Origin of the sequence: Aeribacillus sp. FSL K6-2833, assembly GCF_037965815.1 — a bacterium.
In the GTDB taxonomy this organism is placed as follows: Bacteria; Bacillota; Bacilli; order Bacillales; family Aeribacillaceae; genus Aeribacillus; species Aeribacillus composti.
This window is the reverse complement of the sequence record NZ_CP150189.1, coordinates 915,722-938,411: the sequence shown is the minus strand read 5'-3', so window position 1 is coordinate 938,411 and position 22,690 is coordinate 915,722. Positions and strand designations below refer to the sequence as shown.

21 protein-coding genes and 1 pseudogene are annotated in these 22,690 nt (G+C 37.4%); 5 read left to right on the top strand and 17 right to left on the bottom strand.

Features of this window, described 5'->3' with window-relative positions; genetic code table 11:
- Window positions 1–6 precede the first annotated feature (6 nt).
- A complete protein-coding gene (locus NSQ94_RS04680; protein ID WP_066248920.1) occupies window positions 7–609 on the top strand; it encodes an HTH-type transcriptional regulator Hpr in 603 nt (200 codons plus the stop codon).
- Here the strand turns inward: NSQ94_RS04680 and NSQ94_RS04675 are convergent.
- Complete coding sequence (locus NSQ94_RS04675; protein WP_063387310.1) at window positions 593–931, bottom strand: DUF1878 family protein; 339 nt, start codon at window positions 929–931, stop codon at window positions 593–595. The two genes, NSQ94_RS04680 and NSQ94_RS04675, sit on opposite strands and share 17 nt — an antisense overlap.
- Before the next feature lie 123 nt (window positions 932–1,054).
- On the opposite strand from NSQ94_RS04675, the gene NSQ94_RS04670 reads away from it, so the two are divergent.
- Window positions 1,055–1,234 carry a hypothetical protein gene (locus tag NSQ94_RS04670; RefSeq protein ID WP_066248923.1) on the top strand — a complete coding sequence of 60 codons (180 nt, stop codon included), beginning with the start codon at window positions 1,055–1,057 and terminating at the stop codon, window positions 1,232–1,234.
- A gap of 63 nt (window positions 1,235–1,297) precedes the next feature.
- On the opposite strand, the gene NSQ94_RS04665 is transcribed toward NSQ94_RS04670, so the two are convergent.
- Window positions 1,298–1,384, bottom strand: coding sequence for a YjcZ family sporulation protein (locus NSQ94_RS04665; protein ID WP_063387309.1), 87 nt, complete (start codon window positions 1,382–1,384; stop codon window positions 1,298–1,300).
- Between the two features lie 209 nt (window positions 1,385–1,593).
- Between NSQ94_RS04665 and NSQ94_RS04660 the strand changes: the two genes are divergently transcribed.
- Window positions 1,594–2,430: a peptidylprolyl isomerase gene (locus NSQ94_RS04660; RefSeq protein WP_066248925.1), complete on the top strand. Its 837-nt coding sequence runs from the start codon at window positions 1,594–1,596 to the stop codon at window positions 2,428–2,430.
- 272 nt (window positions 2,431–2,702) lie between these two features.
- On the opposite strand, the gene NSQ94_RS04655 is transcribed toward NSQ94_RS04660, so the two are convergent.
- From NSQ94_RS04655 to NSQ94_RS04640, 4 genes are all read right to left on the bottom strand, one after another.
- Window positions 2,703–2,897 carry a sporulation YhaL family protein gene (locus NSQ94_RS04655; RefSeq protein ID WP_063387307.1) on the bottom strand — a complete coding sequence of 65 codons (195 nt, stop codon included), beginning with the start codon at window positions 2,895–2,897 and terminating at the stop codon, window positions 2,703–2,705.
- Window positions 2,898–2,967: 70 nt separating this feature from the next.
- Entirely contained in the window at window positions 2,968–3,912 is a 945-nt protein-coding gene (gene yhaM, locus NSQ94_RS04650; protein ID WP_066248928.1) for a 3'-5' exoribonuclease YhaM, read from the bottom strand.
- An 80-nt stretch (window positions 3,913–3,992) separates the two neighbouring features.
- Window positions 3,993–6,971: an AAA family ATPase gene (locus NSQ94_RS04645; protein WP_339230266.1), complete on the bottom strand. Its 2,979-nt coding sequence runs from the start codon at window positions 6,969–6,971 to the stop codon at window positions 3,993–3,995.
- A gap of 13 nt (window positions 6,972–6,984) precedes the next feature.
- Window positions 6,985–8,223: a DNA repair exonuclease gene (locus NSQ94_RS04640; protein WP_339230264.1), complete on the bottom strand. Its 1,239-nt coding sequence runs from the start codon at window positions 8,221–8,223 to the stop codon at window positions 6,985–6,987.
- 180 nt (window positions 8,224–8,403) lie between these two features.
- Between NSQ94_RS04640 and NSQ94_RS04635 the strand changes: the two genes are divergently transcribed.
- Window positions 8,404–8,589: a YhzD family protein gene (locus NSQ94_RS04635; RefSeq protein ID WP_066248936.1), complete on the top strand. Its 186-nt coding sequence runs from the start codon at window positions 8,404–8,406 to the stop codon at window positions 8,587–8,589.
- Between the two features lie 779 nt (window positions 8,590–9,368).
- Here the strand turns inward: NSQ94_RS04635 and NSQ94_RS04630 are convergent.
- The 11 genes and pseudogenes from NSQ94_RS04630 to NSQ94_RS04580 form a co-directional block, all read right to left on the bottom strand.
- A complete protein-coding gene (locus NSQ94_RS04630; RefSeq protein ID WP_130158840.1) occupies window positions 9,369–10,862 on the bottom strand; it encodes a coproporphyrinogen III oxidase in 1,494 nt (497 codons plus the stop codon).
- A 97-nt stretch (window positions 10,863–10,959) separates the two neighbouring features.
- Window positions 10,960–11,823 carry a Cof-type HAD-IIB family hydrolase gene (locus NSQ94_RS04625; RefSeq protein ID WP_063387299.1) on the bottom strand — a complete coding sequence of 288 codons (864 nt, stop codon included), beginning with the start codon at window positions 11,821–11,823 and terminating at the stop codon, window positions 10,960–10,962.
- A 95-nt stretch (window positions 11,824–11,918) separates the two neighbouring features.
- On the bottom strand, window positions 11,919–13,148 hold the full coding sequence (locus NSQ94_RS04620; protein WP_339230262.1) for an ROK family transcriptional regulator: 1,230 nt from the start codon (window positions 13,146–13,148) through the stop codon (window positions 11,919–11,921).
- A gap of 173 nt (window positions 13,149–13,321) precedes the next feature.
- The gene (locus tag NSQ94_RS04615) at window positions 13,322–13,738 is read right to left on the bottom strand and encodes a GreA/GreB family elongation factor (protein WP_063387297.1); all 417 of its coding nucleotides are present in this window, start codon (window positions 13,736–13,738) and stop codon (window positions 13,322–13,324) included.
- Between the two features lie 179 nt (window positions 13,739–13,917).
- Window positions 13,918–14,268 (bottom strand): YlbF family regulator, encoded by a 351-nt coding sequence (locus NSQ94_RS04610; protein ID WP_066248950.1) that lies wholly within the window; start codon window positions 14,266–14,268, stop codon window positions 13,918–13,920.
- Between the two features lie 119 nt (window positions 14,269–14,387).
- Complete coding sequence (locus NSQ94_RS04605) at window positions 14,388–15,590, bottom strand: Ger(x)C family spore germination protein (protein ID WP_339230260.1); 1,203 nt, start codon at window positions 15,588–15,590, stop codon at window positions 14,388–14,390.
- The gene (locus tag NSQ94_RS04600; protein ID WP_311066423.1) at window positions 15,587–16,696 is read right to left on the bottom strand and encodes an endospore germination permease; all 1,110 of its coding nucleotides are present in this window, start codon (window positions 16,694–16,696) and stop codon (window positions 15,587–15,589) included. The genes NSQ94_RS04605 and NSQ94_RS04600 overlap by 4 nt, the downstream gene beginning before the upstream one ends.
- A 15-nt stretch (window positions 16,697–16,711) precedes the next feature.
- Entirely contained in the window at window positions 16,712–16,945 is a 234-nt protein-coding gene (locus tag NSQ94_RS04595) for a hypothetical protein (protein WP_066248956.1), read from the bottom strand.
- Between the two features lie 24 nt (window positions 16,946–16,969).
- Window positions 16,970–18,595: a spore germination protein gene (locus NSQ94_RS04590; protein WP_130158436.1), complete on the bottom strand. Its 1,626-nt coding sequence runs from the start codon at window positions 18,593–18,595 to the stop codon at window positions 16,970–16,972.
- 175 nt (window positions 18,596–18,770) lie between these two features.
- A pseudogene (locus NSQ94_RS04585) lies at window positions 18,771–19,939 on the bottom strand (ISL3 family transposase).
- Between the two features lie 111 nt (window positions 19,940–20,050).
- Window positions 20,051–21,178: a DUF445 family protein gene (locus tag NSQ94_RS04580; RefSeq protein WP_339230258.1), complete on the bottom strand. Its 1,128-nt coding sequence runs from the start codon at window positions 21,176–21,178 to the stop codon at window positions 20,051–20,053.
- 120 nt (window positions 21,179–21,298) lie between these two features.
- Between NSQ94_RS04580 and NSQ94_RS04575 the strand changes: the two genes are divergently transcribed.
- Window positions 21,299–22,660 carry a YheC/YheD family protein gene (locus NSQ94_RS04575; RefSeq protein ID WP_339230256.1) on the top strand — a complete coding sequence of 454 codons (1,362 nt, stop codon included), beginning with the start codon at window positions 21,299–21,301 and terminating at the stop codon, window positions 22,658–22,660.
- Window positions 22,661–22,690: the final 30 nt, after the last annotated feature.

The following is a 22,690-nucleotide window of genomic DNA, read 5'->3' as shown; positions in this document are numbered from 1 at the left end:
GAAAAATTGAAGAGATCGCTCGACAGCTATACGATAAAAGATGCACTTCTGTTCAGCCAGCGTGTCGCTCAGCTAAGCAAAGCGCTTTGGAAATCCATTGAAAAGGATTGGCAGCGCTGGATTAAACCATATGATTTAAACATCAATGAACATCATATATTATGGATCGCCTATCATTTAAAAGGAGCCTCGATCTCAGAAATCGCAAAATTTGGGGTCATGCACGTATCGACGGCATTCAACTTTTCGAAAAAATTAGAAGAACGCGGTTATTTAAAATTTTCCAAAAAAGAAAATGATAAAAGAAATACTTACATACAATTAACAGAAAAAGGAGAGGAAGTGCTGCTTAAGCTTCTTGAAGATTATGATCCATCCAAAAACACCGTTCTGAAAGGCGCGCTTCCGCTGCAAAATCTATACGGAAAATTTCCTGAAATGATCGAAATTACAGCAATTATCCGAAACATTTACGGAGACGATTTCATGACAATTTTTGAACGCTCATTCAATAATATCGAAAATGACTTTGTCATTGAAGACGGAAAAATCAAGAAAAAGAAAGATGTGGAGGAACATTCTTATTTAAAAACTACAGTGAATCAATAGTTCGTTTTAAGTCTTTCATTAATTCAGTATACAGCCCTTGTAAATAAAGGGCATCGATCGTTTCATTGACATCCAGCTTTGGCGTCAGCTGTCCGGCAAAAAGCGTAAGGAGATTTTCAAAATATACAAATCCTTGCGCTTTTTGCTCCTTATGCTCCTTTGCTAATTCATCGCATATGCGAAAAACCTCTTCTATTTCCTCCTTCATAAGCCCTTTTTCCATCACGAGCTTGTAGAAAGGATACATTTCAATATTCATCATTTTCATAAACAAAGACATATAATATTCTAGAGTTTCCAGTCTTCTTTCTAAATCTTTCATTCCATCACATCTTTCTTCGGTTCATAATGGGGGCTGAAAACTCCCCAAAAATTTCCCATAACCCTATCTTTTTTGTCATTATTTTGATATTGTAATAGGTATGAATGGAAGGGGGGATTTCAAATGCTATTATATTTTATCATTTTTGCCGTCTTCATTCTATTTTATATAAACAAACTGACAACTGCTCTTTGTTCCATTCGTGAACTCCCTGAAGAAAAACAGTCAAACGTATTCCGCACCATTAATGTCTTAATTACCATTTTACTAATTTCATCATACATAGAAATTTCCTTTACTTAAAAGTTTTTTTACTTCATTAAAAAAGCCGGCAGAAAACCTCTTCTGCCGACTTTTTTGAAACCATTAATAGATCCAAGCAGCACCAACAATAATTAGTAAGATGAACAATACAACGATTAACGCAAAGCCTCCACCATATCCTCCGCTCATCACGACACCCCCTTTTTGTGTCTTTACGTTATCGTATGCACTGTTCTTTTTTTCGCATAGGCATTTGTCCTTCTTACTGGAATTTTCTTAACCCAAATTCGAAACGATTTTTCCATTACTTGGACAAACAGTTGCAAATCATATAGTTTCATGTCAAAATGTGAGTATATTTGTTTTAGATAGACAAAAAAAGGTAGGAGTTGTAAAGTATGAAAAAATTTGCATTAGCGGTTATCGCAACGGCCAGCTTATTCGCTTTGAATGCATGTTCAAACGGTGCAAATGATGCGGTCGTTGAAACAAAAGCCGGAGATATTACGAAGGACGAATTTTATGAAGCATTGAAAAACCGTTTTGGTAAAGATGTTTTACAAGAACTTGTGCATGAAAAAGTATTAAGCGAAAAATTTAAAGTCTCCGACAAAGAAATTGATGAAGAGCTCGAAAAAATGAAACAGCAGTACGGCTCCCAGTACGATTTAATTGCTCAGCAATACGGAGACAAGGTTTTGAGACAAATCGTGAAGGTCGACTTGCTACGCAAGAAGGCAACAGAAGCGAATATTAAAATTACAGATAAAGATTTAAAAGAATATTATGATTCATTGAAAGGAAAAGTACGCGCCAGCCACATTTTAGTGGAAGATGAAAAAACAGCGAAAGAAGTAAAAGAAAAACTTAATAAAGGCGAAAAATTTGAGGATTTGGCAAAAGAATATTCGATCGACGGATCTGCCTCCAACGGCGGAGATCTTGGATGGTTTGGCAAAGGCCAGATGGTGAAAGAATTTGAAAATGTGGCATTTAAATTAAAAGAAGGAGAAATCAGCGATCCTGTTAAAACAGAATACGGTTACCACATTATTAAAATCACTCAGACGGTAAAACCATTCGAAGAAATGAAAGACAGCCTGAAAGAAGATGTCAAAAAACAGAAAATATCTGATCCGTCATTGATGCAGGAAGCTATTGACAAAGCAATTAAAAACGCAGATGTAAAAGTAAACGACAAAGATCTAAAAGATTTGTTTGAAACCCAAAATTAACATATGGCATATAGAAGAAAGGGGGACTAAAAGCAAAGCTTCGTCCCCCCTTTTTAGCATTCAAAACATGACAGCGTATATAAATGTTTTTTTATCAACCTGCACCAGCTTTGCCGGGTTGACAATGGATCTTTTTATCCGGATTAAAGCAGCTCACGTTTTGTCTGATGTCTTTTGACTGTTTGATGATGTTTTTCCGAAAATCGTCGCGCTCCCGCTGGTCGGATAGAGGAAATTGAAAGCATAGTAGAAAAGCTGACACAATTTAGTTTCTAATTTGCAGATGTCATCTTTTCTTTCGCTCGCTTTTCTTTTTCTTTTTTCATTCTTTCGATATATACATTTCCTTCCCGCTCAATAAAAATTTCTTCTATTTCTTTGTCTTTTTTAGCTGTTTTATATGCCATATATGCACTAAAAATAATTCCAACAATACATAAATATACCCACCACGGCAGAAACGTCATTCCATCTCCTCCTTGCATAGACAAGCTTTTTTTATTTCATTTTATGCAAGGGGCTCTATATTATGATTCTCTATCGATGAAATGACGGTTTATAGAATGAGCGATTGTCCAGAGCGAAAATCCGTTCCGTAAATTCTCCCGGCTTGACTCGTTCAAGCGCCCGGTCCAGCATGTTCATTTTTGCATCGATATTATCAATATGATGGAGAATTTCCGCTTCCTTAACCATCGGCATTTTCGGACTTCCCCATTCCGGTTTCCCGTGATGGCTCAATACCATATGCTGCAAAATGACGACCTCTTCGCCGGAAATCCCAAGTTCCTTCGCTGCTTCTCCAATTTCGTTTACCATGATGGAAATATGCCCAAGCAAATTCCCTTCAACTGTATAAGAAGTGGAAATGGGGCCCGACAGTTCAATTACTTTGCCAAGATCATGAAGTATGACCCCGGCATATAATAAATCCTTGTCTAAACTCGGATAAAAGTCAGCAATCGCTTTGGCAAGATCAAGCATGGAAACAACATGATAGGCAAGGCCTGATACATATTCATGATGGTTTTTCGTCGCCGCCGGATATAAGAGAAAAGCGCTTTGATGCTTGTTCATCAAGAATCTTGTTATCCGTTGAATGTTTGGATTTTTCATTTCAAATATGTACTTCGTAATTTTTTCAACCATTTCTTCTTGAGATAATGGCGCTCTTTCTACAAAATCCTGTACATTTAAATTTTCATGCGGCTCTGCCAATCGGATGTTGCGGATTTTCAGTTGATTTCTTCCCCTGTAATGATGGATATCGCCAAATATTTTAACAATCTGTTGAGGCAGATAATTTTCTTCATCTTCTTTGCTCACATCCCATAGTTTTGCTTCAATTTCCCCGGAACGGTCTTGCAAAATTAACGTTAAAAAAGGTTTTCCATTGCTTGCAATACCTTTTGTTACTGATTTTATCAGCAAAAAAAGATCTACCTGCTCCCCAACATTGTAATGAATAATTCCTTTAGCCATCTTATTCTCCTTCCACTTTCCGCCTCGTAACTTATAGTATAGCATACGAACCAAATGTGCGACGGTCTAACAAATATATTTTATAAGTAAATGATTTCTTCGTCTTGAAAGTAAGATAATATATGCTGATGGCAAGTAAACAGCAGCATTTGATGATGATCCGACAGCTGTCTCATGATACTCACAATATTTTTTATGCGCAAATGATCAAAATTCACAAAGCTGTCATCGATCATTAATGGAAGATGAATTCTCTTTTGCATGCTTTCTGCCAGCGCAAACCGGATCGCCGTGTACAGTTGTTCAGCTGTTCCTTGACTCAGTTCTTCAGCCGTAAAAACAAGCCCGTCTTTCCTTTTCACTGAGAAAGAAGGCGAACCCTCCGCCAGATAAATGTTTTCGTATTCCCCAGACGTTGCTATTCGGAAAAAATATTCCATTTTATGCAACAACTTCGGCATTTTTTCATTTCGAACATAATTCGTCGTATGTTTCAGCATCTCTCTTGCCACTGCCATTGCCGCCCATTTTTTCGCAAGCTTTTTTGCTACAGAACGCTTCATTTCAAACGAATATTTCAACTCAGAATATAGACCTGATAGTTCTATTTTTCTAATCTCTATTTCTGTTTCCGCTAATTTCTTCCGGATAGAATCCTCCATTTTTTCGAGTTCTTCTTCTTTTTCCTCAAGAAATGTTTCTCGCTCTTTCAAAGCCCTCTCATTTTGATAATCGTTCATATCGCTTGATGTCAATAATCCTTTCGTTCGCAGCTGCCCTTCAATCCAGTTTAATTCGGTTTCGATTTTTTCTCTCTCTTTTTTGAGCATTCCTATTTTTCTATATTCTTCCTCGCTTGCTGCTCCGACTGACTGAAACAGCTTCTCTAATTCTCTTTCAATGCTTTGAAAGGTCAAACGAAATTTTGTTTTTTCCTCTTGAACCTCTTTTAGCTGCTTCATCAATGCCTCTTTTTGCGATCGTTTCTTTATATTTTCTTCCATTATTTTTCTCAGTTCTGAATAGCGTTTCTCAATTGAGTCGGCACGAATGTTATAATATTCACACAAAGGATCAAACTTTTTTCTAAACTGATTTAAGTTTTCTTCATACAAACGAACTTTTTCCTCTAACATTCTTTTTTCTCTTATCAGCTTTTGACAGCTTGCGATGCGTTCAAACTGCTCAAGCAATTGTGATCCTTCGGCTTCTTTCGGAAGATGAAAATGTTCATAAAACGGGAAAATTAAATGTTGCAATTGATACTTTTCATGTTCCCATTCGTCATATAACGAAAGAATCCGTTCATAAGCTTGTTCTTTACCTTTATAATTCATCTTCTCGATCTCAATTTTTTGGCGGACTTGCTGATCCTTCCATAATATTTCCTTAATATGTTTCAAACGCGACGTTCTTTCCAAGATTCGGGAATCATTTTGTTTATCAAGTTTTTTCACAAGCTGTTCATGCTCATTTTGTAAATGCTTTAACAGCTCATCATCCTGTGGACGGAAGAAAAAGAAAACAATGATGAATGGAAGAAACGCTGTTAAAAACAGCCAATTCTTATAAACAAACGAAAGAACAATGGCAAACGCAAAAACAGATAGCAAAGATACAGTGAGAATTTTCCATTTTTTTAATTTTTCCCGATTCTTTTTTTCTCTTTCATTGATTTTTGCTTTTAACTGGGCAATCTGCTCTTTTAAATAATGTTTGTCGGCCGTTTGCGCCATTTCTTGTTCTATGGCTGACTGCTCCTCTATTAATCTTTCCCTTTCAGATGGATCAAGCAGAAAAGATTCGTATTCTTTTATGCGGCGCTCACATTCTTCCAGCGAATATTGGGCACGCTCATATTGTTCATCGAGAAGCTTTTTTCTTTGAAATAATTGTTCATATTTCTTCGCAGCATCCTTTATTTTTTCCTTCATGCGAACAGATGTGTCGATTTTTTTTATAGCATTTTCATCTTGATGGCCGAAAATATAGATGAGCTCCTCATGAATCTGTCCTTCCAGCATTTGTTGTTGAACAATGAAAAGTTTTTGTTCTTCTAATTGTTTTTGGATGAGGGGAAATTGACTTTTTAATTCCTCAAATATTGTCTCGTCAGCTGGACGGCCGTCGATCTTCAAGGCTGATAAGGAATCCTCGATCCCCTTTTCTTTTTCCTGCACCCTTCCCAGCTGTTCTAAAACTTCGTCTCTTCTTGCCGAAAGCTTTTCCAGCCGAACAAACCCGTCCTCCGGGAATTGAATGCCGTCAGGAAAATCTTTTAACAGCTGCAAGCATTCTTTCCGTCTTTCCAAAAGGGGAAGAACTGCTATTTGTTTTTCCACTTTTTTCCGTTCTGTTTTCAGCGTCACCTTCTCGTTCTGGCAGTCCTTCAGCTGCTTCTCTAAGCTGTCCCTTTCTTTGATCAAAAAATTGTAAGCGCGCTGCTGTTCTTTTGCATGTTGCAGTTCTGCAAAGTCCTCCATCAGTTCATTTAACGATCTGTTCAGCAACGGTTTTCGTCCGTTCGGTTTAAACAAATCCTCCTGCTCTCTCTGCAGTTTCTCCTCTAAACGATATAACTGATCAGACCCGAATACACTTGTTAAAAATAAATATTTTCCCAGCTTCTCACGATTCAGCTCATACACTTTTTGCAACCCGAATAAATCAAAGGAAAAAATCGCTTGATATGTTGGTCTGTCGGTTCCTTTTAAAATTTCAGCCAGCTCTTTATCCCCTCCTGTCCGTCCATCCTGGAAATAAAGAGTTACATCCCCCGCTGCGGCTCTCCCTTTTACGCGCTCCACTTTTACTGTTCCGAAATTTTCACATTCGATGATTAATGCCCCGCCGTATTTTCCGCCCGCTTTCGGTTCGAACCGTTTATCCGGATGTTGTTTAACGGGAAATCCGAACAGCATGCTGTGGATAAAAGACATCAGCGTCGATTTTCCGGCTTCATTTAAACCGTAAATGACTTGTATGCCATGATCCGAAAATGAAATTTTTTTATCTGCAAATTTTCCGTAGCCATAAATATGCAGTTCTTTTATTTTCATCTTATCACCTTTTTTACGACCGCTTCCATTCTTGTTTAAACAGCTCATAATAAATCATTGTTTTCGCTTCTTTTATCAATTCTTCTTTTTCATTTTCTGTGAAAGATTGAAAGAAACGCCGAAATAAACGATTTTTATATAAAGGCCCCATCGCTTCGTCAAATTGATGAAAATGATCCAAAATTTGTTCAAAATCTTTCGAAATGTAAGAGGAGGAGAAAAAGTCGTCGCTCGGCACGATTTGATGCTGAATGGAAACAATCCAAACGAAATCGTTCTTTCCTTCTTCCTCTTCATTCAATATTTGCGCAAGCTCATCCAAATGATCCTGATCCATAAGATCCCAAAACAATGATGAAGCTCCATCTAGCATAATTGTCAAAAGAGCCGAGCCATTTCGTCTCTGCTGTTCCTTTACCGCTCGAATATGATCATATAGCTCGCCAACAGCAGCTATTTCATTTACAGAGAGCTTGATTTCATTCCAAAGTATGTCAAATACCGGCACAAATCGGTACGCGCTTTTCCCGCCTTCTGCTAATTCTACAAGATACACTCCCTTTTCTCCCGTTTCTTTTTTATGGCGGCCTTGAATATTTCCCGGATAAATAATCGGAGGGTCGGAACGATGTAAAATTTGCCGTTTATGTATATGTCCTAAAGCCCAATAATCAAAATCTTTTTCCAATAAATTTTGAATCGTAAAAGGACAATACGGCTCATGTCCTTCCGTCCCTGACGCGGTGCCGTGAAGAAGACCGATATGAAGCGGCGCTTCGCTTCTTTTTTGAAATTTATAGACAATATTTTCTGTAACCGAACGAGTCGGATAGCTGTAGCCGTAAATGTTGGCTAAAACCTTTCCGCCGCGGACAAACGGTATACATTCTACATCACGATCGGAAAAAATATGAACGTTTTCAGGCCATTGAATATGAACCCAATTACCTCCTGTATGATCATGATTTCCAAAAATAATAAAAACTTGGATGCCTTCTTCATTGAGCCGTTCAAACTGTTTCTTTAATCTCAACTGGGCTTTCAAACTGCGATCTTCGTCATCATACAAATCTCCTGCGATCAGTATAAAATCGACTTTTTCTTTTGCCGCCAGTTCAATTACACGTTCAAATGCCGTAAAAGTACTTTCTTGAATTCTTTTAAAGATGCTTTCCGGCAAATGCTCAAGCCCTGTGAACGGACTATCTAAATGCAAATCTGCCGTATGTATAAATGTTATGCGGCGAGTCATAGTCTCCCTCTTTTCACTCGTTTCCGGAACGTACGTTTGCTTTTCCATATTATATCATTTTAAAGTGAAAAAATACATCCCGGAACCCGCGACCCCTGCCAAAAAATTTTTTAAAAAAAGCTGAAAGGATTTTTTTTCAGGAAAAAGAAATATATTTTTTAAAAAAGGAGGATGTTTGAAATGCCGACATATTTTTTAACTGCGTTTACAAACAAAGGAGAACTGCTTTTAAATGAAAAGTTTGAAGCAAATTCAGAACAAGAGGCAAAAGAAATCGGTTCAGAAATATTGAAGGAGCATCAATGTTTAAATACCGCGCATCGCTTAGTTACTTCTTCTGGCCGGCTTGTTTTATTTCATCGCTAAAACTTAACAGGATTGACAGTCCACAAAACAATGACAGGGGAAGTCTTTCACAACAAAAATACTGCGCGGCATAAGCCGCCCGCTATATTCATCATGCTCCCAAAATTTTATGAGGCTAATTTAAAATATCTAAATGGATATGACGCTTTTTAGCCATTTACCCGTGTGGAAAAATTGTAGTGGGCATCTAAAATCAGTTTTTTCCTAGTCCCCTGCATTTTGTGGGGGGGCATTTTTCTTTCCAAAACTGCCTCTCAAAAATTAGGATGATTTTGGTTCTGGAGCTTACTAAAATCCGATCACAACAATGCTAATAATGGTCGCGACGACATCATATTTAAGAACTAAATTTGAAAAAGTAATAGCTAAAAGACCGACTATTCCAATTATGATGAACATCTTATTATCTCCCATTTTGTTCACAGAGCCCCCTTCAATATCATCCCATTAATTTAAAAAATCATTATAGCTAACATGATGAAACAGATTTATCAGAGGCTGTCCAAGAAGTCTAAAAATAAAAGCAAGTAGAGAAGGAGCTCGTATTTCTCTACTTGCTTTTGTATGTTTTGTCTGAAGTCTGCCGGCTACGTTTGTTGCAGACTAATGGCGCAATCGCTTTTATGATTAAGGCTCGCGATCTCATCTATTAAAATTTGTTCTAAAGTGTTTTTAGGGAAATACGGGAATAGTTCTCCATTTTCGACGTTCCCAAGCTCCTGTTTTCTATCGGGCCCTCCTTTCAACACGACCCGATACGTATGTGGAGCGTAAAATTATCAATTTTCGCCATAAAGAGCATTTAGCAATTTGATTTTTTCATTTGTATAATGTTTAAAGCCATCGTTATACGATTTCGGATCTTTCGGATTGGCGAAATGAGTGATTTCCCGGGAAACCGGGTCGATCAATTTGCTTGATGCCCCGCAGCCTAATCCGATAATCGTTTGCATTTCTTCCATGATGATTATATTGTATATACTCTCATAACCCTTCCGGGAATATCCGACATTTTCTAAATTTCCTAAAATATTTTTTTGACGGTACAAATAATAAGGCTCATAATGATTGGCCTTTGTCCATTCAACCGCTTTATTCATCATTTTTTCTACTTCGCTTCGTTCAGCTACTTTATATTTTTCTTTGTTTTTTGTCATTTCCGATGCCCGCTTAAAGGAAAGCGTGTGGACAGTCAATGATTCAGGCATCAATTTGGCTGTCTCCTCAAGGGTGAACTCAAATTCTTTTAACCCTTCCCCCGGCAGTCCAATAATTAAATCCATGTTGATGTTGTTGATGCCCATTTCCCTAGCTAAATGAAATTTTTCAATCGTCTCCTCAACTGTATGATGTCTTCCGATTGCTTTCAATGTTTCCTGTATATATGATTGAGGATTAATGCTGATTCTGTCTATGTTCCATTTTTTTAAAACATTCAGCTTCTCTCTTGTAATTGTATCCGGTCTGCCGGCTTCTACTGTGATTTCCCGAATGCGATCAACATTTGGAAAAGATGTATACATTTCTTCATAAAGCATATCCATTTCTTCTGCCGTAATGCTTGTCGGTGTCCCTCCGCCGTAATAAACGGTCGTAATATTGATGCCTCGTTCTTTTAACCATTCGCCGATCATTCTCATTTCATAATGCAGACCGCCGAGAAAAGAATCAACTTTTCCTTGCTTGCCGCCAATAGCATAGGCAGGAAAGGTACAGTATGCACATTTTGTCGGGCAAAAAGGAATGCCGATATAAATGCTTACTTCTTTTGTCAAATTGTAAAGATCAGGAACAACAGTTAATTGTTTTTCTACAATTTGTTCCATGATGCGAATTTTTTCATTTGATACGAGCAAATCTTCTTTTAATTGTTTATAAATTTCTTCATTTTTTCTTCCTTCAAGCTTCTTTTTATGAAAAAGCTTAGTGGGTCGGACACCTGTTAAAATCCCCCATTTTTGTGTAATTCCCGTATACTGTTGAAGAGCTGTTACATAAACATTCAATACCGCCTGCTTCATTTGTTTGAATTGTTCTTTTTCATCTGTTGCGGTAAAGCTTTTTTCTAAAAAAGCTTCATACGTTTTTCCTTCTGCTTTTAGCTCGCAAGCCAACCGAAAATCACTTTGTCTGAATTCGAAATTGAATAATGCTTCGATATCATGTTCAGAAGGTTTTAAAAAAATTTCGGCTTCTTCAAAAAACAAATTAGATATTAACTGAAGAGGCCGCATAAAACGTTCATCATTTATGCCGCTGATTTGAATGCGCATGTGATCACCTTGTCGAATAGAATAAAACTCCTTATAGTGTACTAAAGGGGATTTTTTCAGTCAATACGAAAAAAACATCCTAAGAAGCGGATGTTTTTTATCTGTTTTTAATTTTATTTAAAAATTTAATTGGGTATTGTTTTCGGAAATGCTCTTTTACCATATATGAAACGCCTTGTTCATCATTCGACCTCGTGATCCAGTCTGCTGCCCGTTTTACTTCAAACGGAGCATTCCCCATCGCAACCCCCAAACCTGCCTGCTGGATCATATCCAAGTCGTCAAGGCCGTCGCCGATTGCGACCATTTCATCCAGCTTAATGCCTAAATGATTGCCAAGTACCTGCAAGCCATTCAGTTTAGATATTCCCTTTGGAACAATTTCAATTTTTCCGTCATGAACCTTGATCACATCTACATCATAAAAAGAATCAAGTATCGTTTTTTCCGCCTCTTTCAATTCCTCCTTCGTATCAAAATATACATCAATTTTTGGGGCAGCTACTGGCTCATCAATTAACGCATCAGCAAGAGATTCTACAAATTGTATTGGATAAAAAAGCGGATCTGACGAATTCAATAGCATTTTGCTTACAAGATTTGAAGAGATTTTTTTCCGGTTGCCGATCGAAAAACGCTCATGAATGATTCGAATATTACAATTAAAATATTCGAGCACTTGCACAATATTAAATGTTTTTTCTTCTGAAATTCGCTTCACATAAAGAGGTTCATCTAAACGGTTTCCGATGAACGCTCCCCCATGAGTAATTAAGTGGCTGTCTATTTTGAGCGCCTTTGCAACTTTTTTTGCCGATTGAAAATGGCGGTTCGTCACCAAAGTAATATATACATCCTTTTTTTGAACAAATTCTATCGCATCCTTCGTAGAATGCTGAAGGCGTCCATTTGAACGGAGGAGCGTTCCGTCGATATTTAAGGCAAGCAAGCGGTAGAGCATGTGTTGTCCCCCTTCTCTTGTTGTTAAATTCTATTATGAAAATATGTCCTTGTGAGACAAATTAGAACTTTTGTGTACTAAAGGAAGGGGAAACATTATGACACCGATTCGTATTGAACAGAAAACATTTCATTTAGCACTAGGGCAACAGCGCCAATGACCGTCGCTTGATCTCCCAGCTTTGACAACACAATTTCTGTTTTTTTCGCTTGCTCTGTCAAAGCTCTTTGTTCAACCACTTCTTGAATCGGAGTTAAAATAAAATTCTTTGCCTTTGCCAATCCGCCCCCAATAATAATCCGCTCTGGATTGAATAAATGGATAATGTTCATGATGGCAATTCCTAAATACCTGCCAGTCTCCTCTAAAATGTCTTTAGCAAGCAGGTCTCCTTCTAATGCAGCCTCATAAATCAGTTGTCCGTTCACATTTTCTATCATTCCGTTTGTCCGTTCTATTAATTTCGTTTTATACCCAAGCGATATTTTGTTTAATGTACGCCGTTTAATCCCTTCAGACCCAACAAGCGCCTCTAAACATCCTTCATTCCCACACGAACATTTCAAACCGCTGCTTTCTATAAACATATGGCCGATTTCACCCGCTAGTCCGTTCGTTCCATGAAACAGCTTCTTATTTAAAATAAAACCTGCCCCAACTCTATGACTGATCTTAATGCATACAAGATTGCTAATTCCCACCCCGCTGCCAAACCAGTTTTCGCCTATTGCCATGGCACGAACATCATTTTCAATTTTGACAGGAAGACGAAATTCTTTTTCAAGCTCTTTTTTTAACGGTACATTTCGATGCTGCAATTGGGGAGCAAAACCGCTTGAACATTCATCTGCGTCAATCCTGCCATGAATACCGATGCCAATTCCTACAAATTTTTTTAATTCTATACAAACTTCATCCATCATAATGTAAAGCTGTTTAGCAATCATTTGGAACAAACGTGAACTCGTCATCTCTTCTTTCATCGTGATTGTTTTATATAAAAGTGTTTGAGCGTTTAAATCCGTGATGGCAAATCGGATTTCCCTCGGGCTGATATCAATACCGAAAACATAAAAATTTGATGAGTTGATTTTCAGCAAAATGGGTTTTCTTCCCCCGCTGGAAGATCCGGTCTGCCACTCTTTTACCAATCCTTCTTCCAACAATTCATTTACAATATTTGTGACTGTCGGAGGTGTTAATTTTGTTTCTTTCGCAATGTCAGATCTTGAAATCGATCCGTGTGCCCGAATTGTATTAAGAATTAAAGATTTATTCAATGATTTCATTAATTGGAAACTGCCGACAATTTTTTCATCTTTCATGACAACCACCCCGAAATATACAGAGGCTCGTAATGTAAACCCTTACATTTTAGTATCTCAATGAATCAAGGTTTTCGCAAGTAATATTTTGTTAGAAATTCCTACAGCTCGACGCTGCAAGAGGAAATGAATAGAGTATGAAAGGGGATTTCTCCCCTTTCATTTTTCATAATTTATTTTTCTAAATAATGGATTTCAGAAATTTTAACAGCTGTTTTTCCTCCAGGTATGTCTAAATCAATCGAATTTCCTCTCATTTCAAGCAGCAGCTGATTACCGATGGGAGATAAAAATGAAATTTTCCCTTGGTCAGGATCAGCTTCTTCAGGAAAACAGATTGTATATGTTTCTTCATCCTCTTCTTCCAAATATACAATTTTCACTGTCGCCCCAATAAAAACTTTTGTGAAAATATCTTCATCTTCTTGATTAAAAAGCTGTTCCAATTCCCTTACATATTGCAAAAACTTTTTTTGGTTATTCATATAAAATCGGCCGATTGGAGAAGTTCTGTCATTTTGTTGTTTCTGAAAAAGCGTTAATTGTTCTCGCAATGCCGTTTTTAAGCTGGATAGCGTACTATGGCTCATAAAATATGCCACCTCCTTTTTCTTTAATAAAAAAATGGAAAATGAGTCTTTGATTCATGATCTGTTCCCTCCAATTTTGAAAATGAAAAAAGAGATGCACAAAAAGTACATCTCACTCTAGACTACCAAATATTTTATTTTTTTCAATAAAATCCTTGATTTGATATTCTTTTCTTTTACTATTCACTTTTTTTATAAAGCTCATCAAGCGGCTCCAAAATAATGCTGGTTATCCTCTGTAAAAGCATATTCATGCTTTCCTCTGCTTTCAACAATGCAGCAATCTTGCCGTTTTGCTGTACTAATTGAACGCATTTTTCTGCATGAATAATTTCTTCTTCAGTAATTTCTTTTCCGGTTACTTGTTTTTCATGCAGGTTTAATTGAGTGCTGCGAAAGTTGTGGAAAATGTTTTTCGCTGATTCATCGTGTTGGACATCATCATACAATTTTTTTAATTGAATATATTCCTTGCTTTGTTCTAATGCTTTTTTCAAATCGTACGCGGAATTATATAAAATATTAGACACTCCTAATCCCTCCTCGCTCCGCGAGCCCTTTTAGCTAATATAAAGGATGACAAGGCCGCCTGTCAAAAAAGTTTTAAAATTCTCTTACACCCTGAGGAATTTTTCGGAAGTTCGGGAAGCTACGGTTTCATTTCATGAAGAGGAGAGTTATTAATTGTGCCGATTCTCCTTAGCTTTACGTCAACATCCACATGAACCGGTATGTCTTTAAAATGAGAGTGCCAATCTTTTTTAACTTTATGCCAAATCGACGGATGGCTGCGATGAAGGGCTTCTCCAAATCCAAAAATATCTACTTCATATTTTTTCTGGGAAGCTTGAATAGCTGTCAGAATATCTTTTTTAACCTTTTCCTCAGCTTTTTTCTGCAAAAGGTTTATCGTTTCTATTTTCTCCAAATCCATTCGTTCGCATTGAACCTCGGCTACCGACCCATCTATATGCAGCTGAATGGTGCCTTTAAACTGATGACCGTCAACTTTTGTTTGAATCTTGCTGTTTGTTCGGATCGTTTCAATTGCCACCTTCTTCTCTTTGCATGGCACATTAATGACTGCTCTTTGCACTTTTCCTAATGCATAATGGAGACCATTGCTTTCCTTCTCCGTTAACCAGTCAACTAACTTATCTTTCCTCATGATAGCTACACTGCCAAATTTGAGATACGCATCAGCTTTTGTTTTTTCAACATTTTCTATTTTTTCTCCAGCTTCAGGATTGCCTATTATTTCTACACCTATCACATGAGGTTCAATGCCTTTATAAACTAACTCGTTGACAAATTGATTGATTTCTATTGTTTCGATAGGCCCCCATGATTTTTCAGATAACTTTAATGAAGAACTTAATTTATGTGCGGGAATTGTCTCCAGCTGGCTAAGTACTTTTAAAATGTTTTCAGCTCTAGTGTTTTTAGCGATAGAGAGATAAAAATCTGTCCGAAATTCTTTCCCCCTTACTACATAATCAATAATTTCCCCCATTCCTTCTTTTGCTAAATCCTCTCCAATAATCAACATGCGGAGATGACTTGAATAAACGGCTCTTGGCGAGAAAGTTGTCACTTTTCTCATCGCCTCAGACAATGTACGCGCTTTCGACTGGAATGTTCTAACAGGAGCTTTTGTTATTCCCCCTTGTTTTACAGTTGCTACCTGTCCCGGGTTGATCACTTGTATCGTTACAAGTAATTCATCATCTACTTTGTCTATTCCTAATGCTGAAACGATTGCGATGTCATTTAACTCCCTCCGATCCCAGCAGCCTGCCAGCAACATGATGGACGCCAATATGAATAAAAGACTTGTCAACCGCTTATTCATCTATTTCCCCTCACATGACGCTGACGTTTTTTCATTAGAGCTGTACCCAACAGGATGAGAGGAAAAAGAAACCCGATCGTTAAAGAGTACAAAGGCCAAATATTATGTACAAACTCAAAAAAGTGAACGATGTTCGGATGGAAGGCGATCGCATACACAATCAGCATCATAGAAATAGGAAGAGTAATCGAACGATAATCTTTTATTTTAAATAGTTGAGAGAGACCTAAAACAAAAGCATAAAAACTGATGGTTAGCTTATAAAAAATAGATAAAAACCAAATTCCCGCCATAATAACCTCTACGCGTTGAAAAAATTTTCCTATTTCAATTTTTCTTGCCAGGGCATAGCTCGGATATATTTGTCTGGCTGTATTTTCGACACCTAAAACAAGAATAGAAAACATGACAACAAATGTAAGCAGGATTCCTCCAATTATAACGCCTACTAAAAATCCTTTTTCTGCTCCTTTTTGATGATTGACAAAGGGAGCAATCATTAAAAAAACGATTAATTCTAAATACGGCAGACTAATAAAATGATAAAACCCAAATAAAATCGGTTTCATTCCTTCTCCCAATATCGGTTGCAGGTTTCCTATTTTGATTTGAGGCAAAATCGCGATGAAATAGATTGCTAAAAGGATGAATAGCCATAATGAAATGATTTCTGAAGAACGTCCAATCACTTCTAATCCTAAAAGGGTTGCCATAACAACGACTCCCATAAAAACAATATGGATAGCATCGATCGGTGTATCAGGCATCATTTGAGTAGTTGTAAAATCGCCGATTTCCCTGAGCAATTCACCGGATAAAATAAAAGCATACATGAGAAATAATGCAACCGCGAATTTTCCAATCCATTTTCCGAGCAAAAGCTCGCATATTTCTACAAGAGTCATATTTGGAAAAATTGAATATATTTTAATGTACATAAGCACTAAAAGAATGGAGATGATGACCGTAAAAATGGTTGCTATCCAAGCATCCTGTTTCGCATCATTCACTAATGCAGTAGGAGCAACGAGAATTGAACTTCCAATCGTAAATAATAAAACTAACATTTTATATTGATTTGCTGTTATTTTCCCGTTGTCTAACATACCTTCACCAACCTCTTATTGAAATATTTTGTTCACTGCTTCGCTTAGCGGCTGGTAGATCCATGTGAGCAATTCAATCGGATTTGGAATAGGAAAATTAATGCATCTGGCAATACTTAATCCTGTTCCTAAAAAAAGAAAAATGATAAACACAATAAAATCCTTCCAGAGCTTATGTTTTAATAGCAGCAGAGCTTCGATTATAAAAATACATGCAGAAACGAAAAGAATGCCGATTATGTTCCACATTCATTTAATACCCCTTTAGGTAATCTATTTCTTCTTTCGTTGATTTTCGTTTTGAAAAAGTGATTTCTCTCTTTTCGTATTTTGCTGTGAACTAAAAACTCGTGGTCGAAAAATAAGCAGACGGCGGGGCAGACGAATAAAAACGTCCTTTTGATCTGCCAGCGTAAACGGAGCCATTGGACTTAAATAAGGGACGCCAAATGAACGAAGACTGCTCAAATGAAGAACTAGCGCCACCAATCCAAGGATAATTCCGAACAAACCGAAAGATGCGGCAAGCCCCATAAAAACAAATCGTAACATCCGCACGGTGATCGCTAGGTCATACGAGCTGACCATAAAACTTGAGATAGCTGTAAATGCTACAACAATTACCATTGCGGCGGAAACAATTCCCGCGTCTACTGCTGCCGTCCCGACAACTAATGTTCCAACAATTGAAACGGCTTGTCCGATAGCTCTTGGCATTCGAAGTCCTGCTTCCCTTAAAATTTCAAGCATAATTTCCATTAGAAATGCTTCAATAAATGCGGGAAACGGAACGCCTTCCCTTTGGGCGGCAAGACTGATCAAAAGCTGTGTCGGCAGCATTTCCTGATGAAAAGTTGTAATAGCAACATAAAGAGACGGTGCAAGGAGCGCAGTGAAAAAACCGAAAAAACGGAGAAAACGAATTAATGAACTTATATCTGCGCGTTGATAATAATCTTCAGGGGATTGCAGAAATTGCACAAAAATTGACGGTACAGTTAAAACGAAAGGAGTGCCGTCCACTAAAATGGCTACGCGGCCTTCGAGAAGATGTCCTGCCACGATATCAGGACGTTCCGTATTATAAATAGTTGGAAATGGCGTGTATGAGTCATCTTGAATCAGCTCTTCGATATAACCGCTCTCTAATATTCCATCAATATCAATTTGTTCAATTCTGCTTCTGACCTCCTGCACCACTTCTTCTCTCACAATCCCTTTAATATACATAATGCTGACTTCCGTTTTTGTTACTTTTCCGACTTTTTTTGATTCAATCCATAAACGATGGTCTTTTATCTTTCTGCGAATAAGGGAAGTATTGACACGCAAATTTTCCGTAAATCCTTCCCGAGGACCGCGAATAGTTGTTTCAGTTGTTGTCTCTTGGACTCCCCTCTCCTTTCCGCCTTTCATTTCAACGGCAAAGCCTTGTTCGTATCCATCGAATAATAAAACAACTTTTCCAGACAGAACAGCATTCGTGATAACGTTGAAATCATGCACATCTTCAATCGAACCGACGGTCAAGACCATTTCTTTTATATAATTGAGCAGCGTCAAACCTGCCAGATCTTTCAGATCCACTTCATTTCTTCTCAATTCAAACATTAACGATTCCATAACAAAATTATGATTCGCTTCACTGTTAATCAAACCGTCCGTATAAATAATCCCGACGCGGATTTCCCCTTGTCTTCCTATTCTTATTTCCCTTGTAACAATGTCGCTGCTGTTGCCAAATGCTTCTCTAATTTTTTTTAAGTTTTCATGCAAGCTGCGTTTGATCGTTTCTTTGCTTTGCGGTTGCTCGCTGCTATCTTGCTTTTCCTTGTCTGCTAATAGCTGTTCAAATGACTTTTTATCGATCGATTTCTTAAAAAATTTTAAAAAGCTCATGCCGAATCCCCCTAACGTTTTTGAACCTTTTACTTGTAAAGTGCCCAATTGTTCTTTTAATATGTAAAAAATCCCATGAAGCAGGCGGTTTGCCTGTTTTCATGGGATTAAAGGTTCTATGTCAATTGTTGGGGTGCACTTGATGTGAAGTGCACCTCTTTTATATGTATGAAAGTTAAATAAGTGAGCATAATACCTTATTTCTAAGTCGTTGAAAGTTGCGAATACCATAAGACATTCGTTTAATGACTTTCATTTTATTGTTAATCCCTTCTAAATAACCGTTAGTGTAGGGATACATAAACGAATTGATGATTTCTTTCTCCCAGCTTTTAAAGGTTCGTTTCATGTACTGATATTCGTCCAGTCCTGATTCGTCAATCGCTTGATACAGTTGTTCTAAGTTCAACCTTACATTGCGTTCATTGCTTTGTGTCATCCATTTTTTAAAGACTTCTTTCACTTGATAAGCTTTCTTTAAATCGGGGGACAACTCTAAATAATATTGCAGGAGCTCCTGTTCTCTTGTGGTTAACTTCTCTTTCGGTTTATGTAAGAGAAAACGTAACTTTTTCATCGATTTTCGATCTTTGTCTTGGAACGACTTTTGTACTCTCTTTCGTACTCGTTCAAGTGCCCAGAAGTTATGACGAGCATAATGGAATTTGTCCACGATATAATTGGATTTTGAAAGAGTTGTTGAGCCAATATTTTATACGGCTGCCACATATCCATGACCACCATTTGAACACGATGAGTCGGTAAAGAACGAAAATAATCTTTTAGCGTGGACAACTTACGGTCTTGAATCACATCAAATACCTTGAAGCCTCGAGGGTCTCCGATGACACATTGATATTTTCCTTTTTCGGTTGTCCCCTTAAACTCATCAATGGCTAAAATTTGTGGTAATGAGTGGTTCTCATAAGTATAATAACGGTCAAACCATCGAATCACCGTTGAGTGTCCCAATCCAAGCTCTTTCGCCACTTCCTTAAAATTGGCCGTTCTCACTTTGATAAGAAGGGCTTGAAGGACACGTATCGTATGACGTTGATAGCGCTCTAAGAAGGGATATCGTTCATAGAAACGCTTTCCACAGGATGTACATTTATAGCGACGCTTTTTTAGAATGAGATACGTATACATTTCGCGAAATTTGACATCTCGAATCTTCTGCAGGCGATAATCATGAATAGATCTTGTCCTTTCCCCGCACTGAGGACAACTTTGATGACAAGGTTTGGTTTCGATAAAAATTTCTAGGTGCGTATCCGTTTCTACAATATTTGACACAATGACATTTTCTAATCCAATCAGTTTTGTGATACAATAGTCTTGCATTTACGAAGTCTCCTTTTAAATGAGGTTTGGTCACTTTCATTATAAAAGAGAGCACTTCGTAAATGCTTTTTTATTTTATGAAATTCTTTACCCCAACATTTAGTATAGAACCTAAATAAACAGAATGATAATCGATTGTACGAACCCGATTATACCACCAAGGAGAGCGCCTAAGTAGGTAATCATTTTAAATTCCCTTTTGGAAATAGTCAGTACAACTTCTTCGAGACGTTCAACCGAGAAGGATTCTACCTGTGCCGTCACAATTTCATCGATATCGAAGGCTTTCATAATCTGTTCCACACTGTTTTGCAAATAAAGAACAGAGCTGGAAATGACAGCTGGCAGCATTTTTTCCGTAATTGCTTGTTTATACGGCTGGATAAGCTCTGAAATTGGTTTATCCAATGTTTCGTAGATACGTATTTTTTCCGAAATAAGTTTTGCAATGGACAAGCTTGTCTTGTCTTTGTCCATCCTGCTTGTAACCTCAGAAACCGGCATATCAAGCAATCGGCTCCATTCTTTAAAAAGAATGGAAGCAATCAGATCAATCGTCCCTTGATGACGAAAAAACTTTGCTGCTTCTAATTGAATTTTATCTGCGATATTCAAGTTTCCTAAAAACATTTGAATCATGCCGCCAAACGTTCCTTTTTGTTGAAGAAAGTCATCGATCATTCTTTGCAGCGCTTGTTTCCCTTCATCACTTTCAACATATTGAACGCCTTTCATTGCAATCCATTCTGCAAGATTAGGAATTTGCAATTCGATGTTCTTCTTCCATTCTTGCGGCAAAAACTGACTGACTTTTTGATCTGTATTGAAAAAATGAAGTATGCTTTTTTCAATCGCTCGTTCAAGTCGGGTGGCAATCATTTCCTTGCTGTTGGATACTCCATACTCTTCCAGTAATTCCGTTAAAGTTTTTTGTTTGGCAAGCCAAGCATCTATCGATTGAAGCAGGAATAATTGTATTTTCTTCTGGAAGGAGACCTCCTCCATTTTCTTTTTGATTCCTTCTGGTGTAACTAAATACTCGATCACCATTTTTCCTAGCTGCCTAGCCAGCTCATCCCGGCGTTTCGGAATAAGGCCTGGCGTAAAGGGAAGCTTTTTTCCCAACAAATAGATTGGTCTATATGGGCGAAAAAGCATTTTAATGGCAATGTAATTCGTAACACCGCCAATAAATGCACTAATTACGACCATCATAGCTGATGTTAATATAAATTCCATTTGCATCTTCCTCACTGTTTATTCACAAGATCAACTGCCAGACATACGATATCATAGCATGATTTACCTAAGTTAATATTATAAATCGGTTAACATTTGTAAGCAAACGGGGTAATTCAAATGGCAGAAACAAAAATTTTAATGATTCCACTCGAAGAAAAAAACGGTTTCTATATGGAAATAAGCGATTCTTTGCAAAAAGCTTTGACCCTTCCACTGATCCAAACGTTTTCCTTACATTGCGGCCAAGAAACAGTTAAAACAAAAGCCTCCTTCATCCGAAACGAAAAAATCGTTCTTTATGCCAGTGAAGAGATTTACAACGCTCTTCATCTTCCTATAAAATCTTTAACGCTTCGTCTTCAGTATGATAAATTCACCAACACCTTCAAACTCGGACCGGTCATTTGTGTATTGATTGATTCTATTCAGGACGATGAAAAAATCCAGTTTGGAAATATTGATGATTTTTGTAAAGAGATGGCGAATTACTGTGAGGAAATTGGCGCATTTTTTTGTATTTCAACATTAACTGATCTGCAGCAAAATCAGAAGAAAGGGTTTCATTTATCTCATCAAAATTGGAAAAAGGAAACCATTCCTTGTCCTGACGTGATTTATAATCGGATTCGATCAAGAAAATTGGAGTATTCTCAAAAATATTTGAAGTTTTTGCAATTTGCAGCTGCAAACGATATACCGGTGTTTAACCACCGCTACTTAAACAAATGGGAAATTCATAAAATTTTTGCGTCCAACCAGCATCTTCTTCCCTACCTTCCAAAAACGATGCTTTTAACAAAAAAATCAGATTTGCAAGTGTTTGTAAATGATTTTCAAGACGTATTTATTAAACCGATTAACGGCAGTCAAGGGAGAAGAATTATTCGCTTGAAAAATAAAAACGATCTTTTCGAAATATACTTTACCCATCCCGGTAAAAGCGAGCAGCCAATTATTTTTCATTCCTTTCAGGAAATGTATAAACATCTCTTTCCATATCTCAAAAGAGAACCGCATATTATTCAGCAGACAATCGACACAATCAAATTGGACAATCGACCGCTTGATTTCAGGTTTCTATGCCATAAAATCAATCATCAGGGCTGGAAAATAACCTCTTCTGTCACCCGCCTTTCCGCTAAAGATCAATTTGTTAGCAATTTAGCTAAAGGCGGTGAGCTGTATAAAATAAAAAAAATCTTATCTGACATTTTTGACAAAAGCACTTGTTTACATCTTTGCAGCATTCTTTCAGAAATAGCACTGGAAGCCGCCAAAACAGTTGAAATGAACGTGGAGGGAGAATACGGGGAATTTGGAATTGATATGGCTGTAAGTGAGGATCAGAAACCATGGATTTTAGAAGTCAATACAAAGCCATCTAAAAATATTGAATACTCTCTCAATCCTTCCATTCGTCCGTCTGCCAAAGCAATCATCCGTTATTGTTTCTTGATAAGCGGTTATGATGTTTCATAACGATTCATATAATAATTGGGTAAATATAGA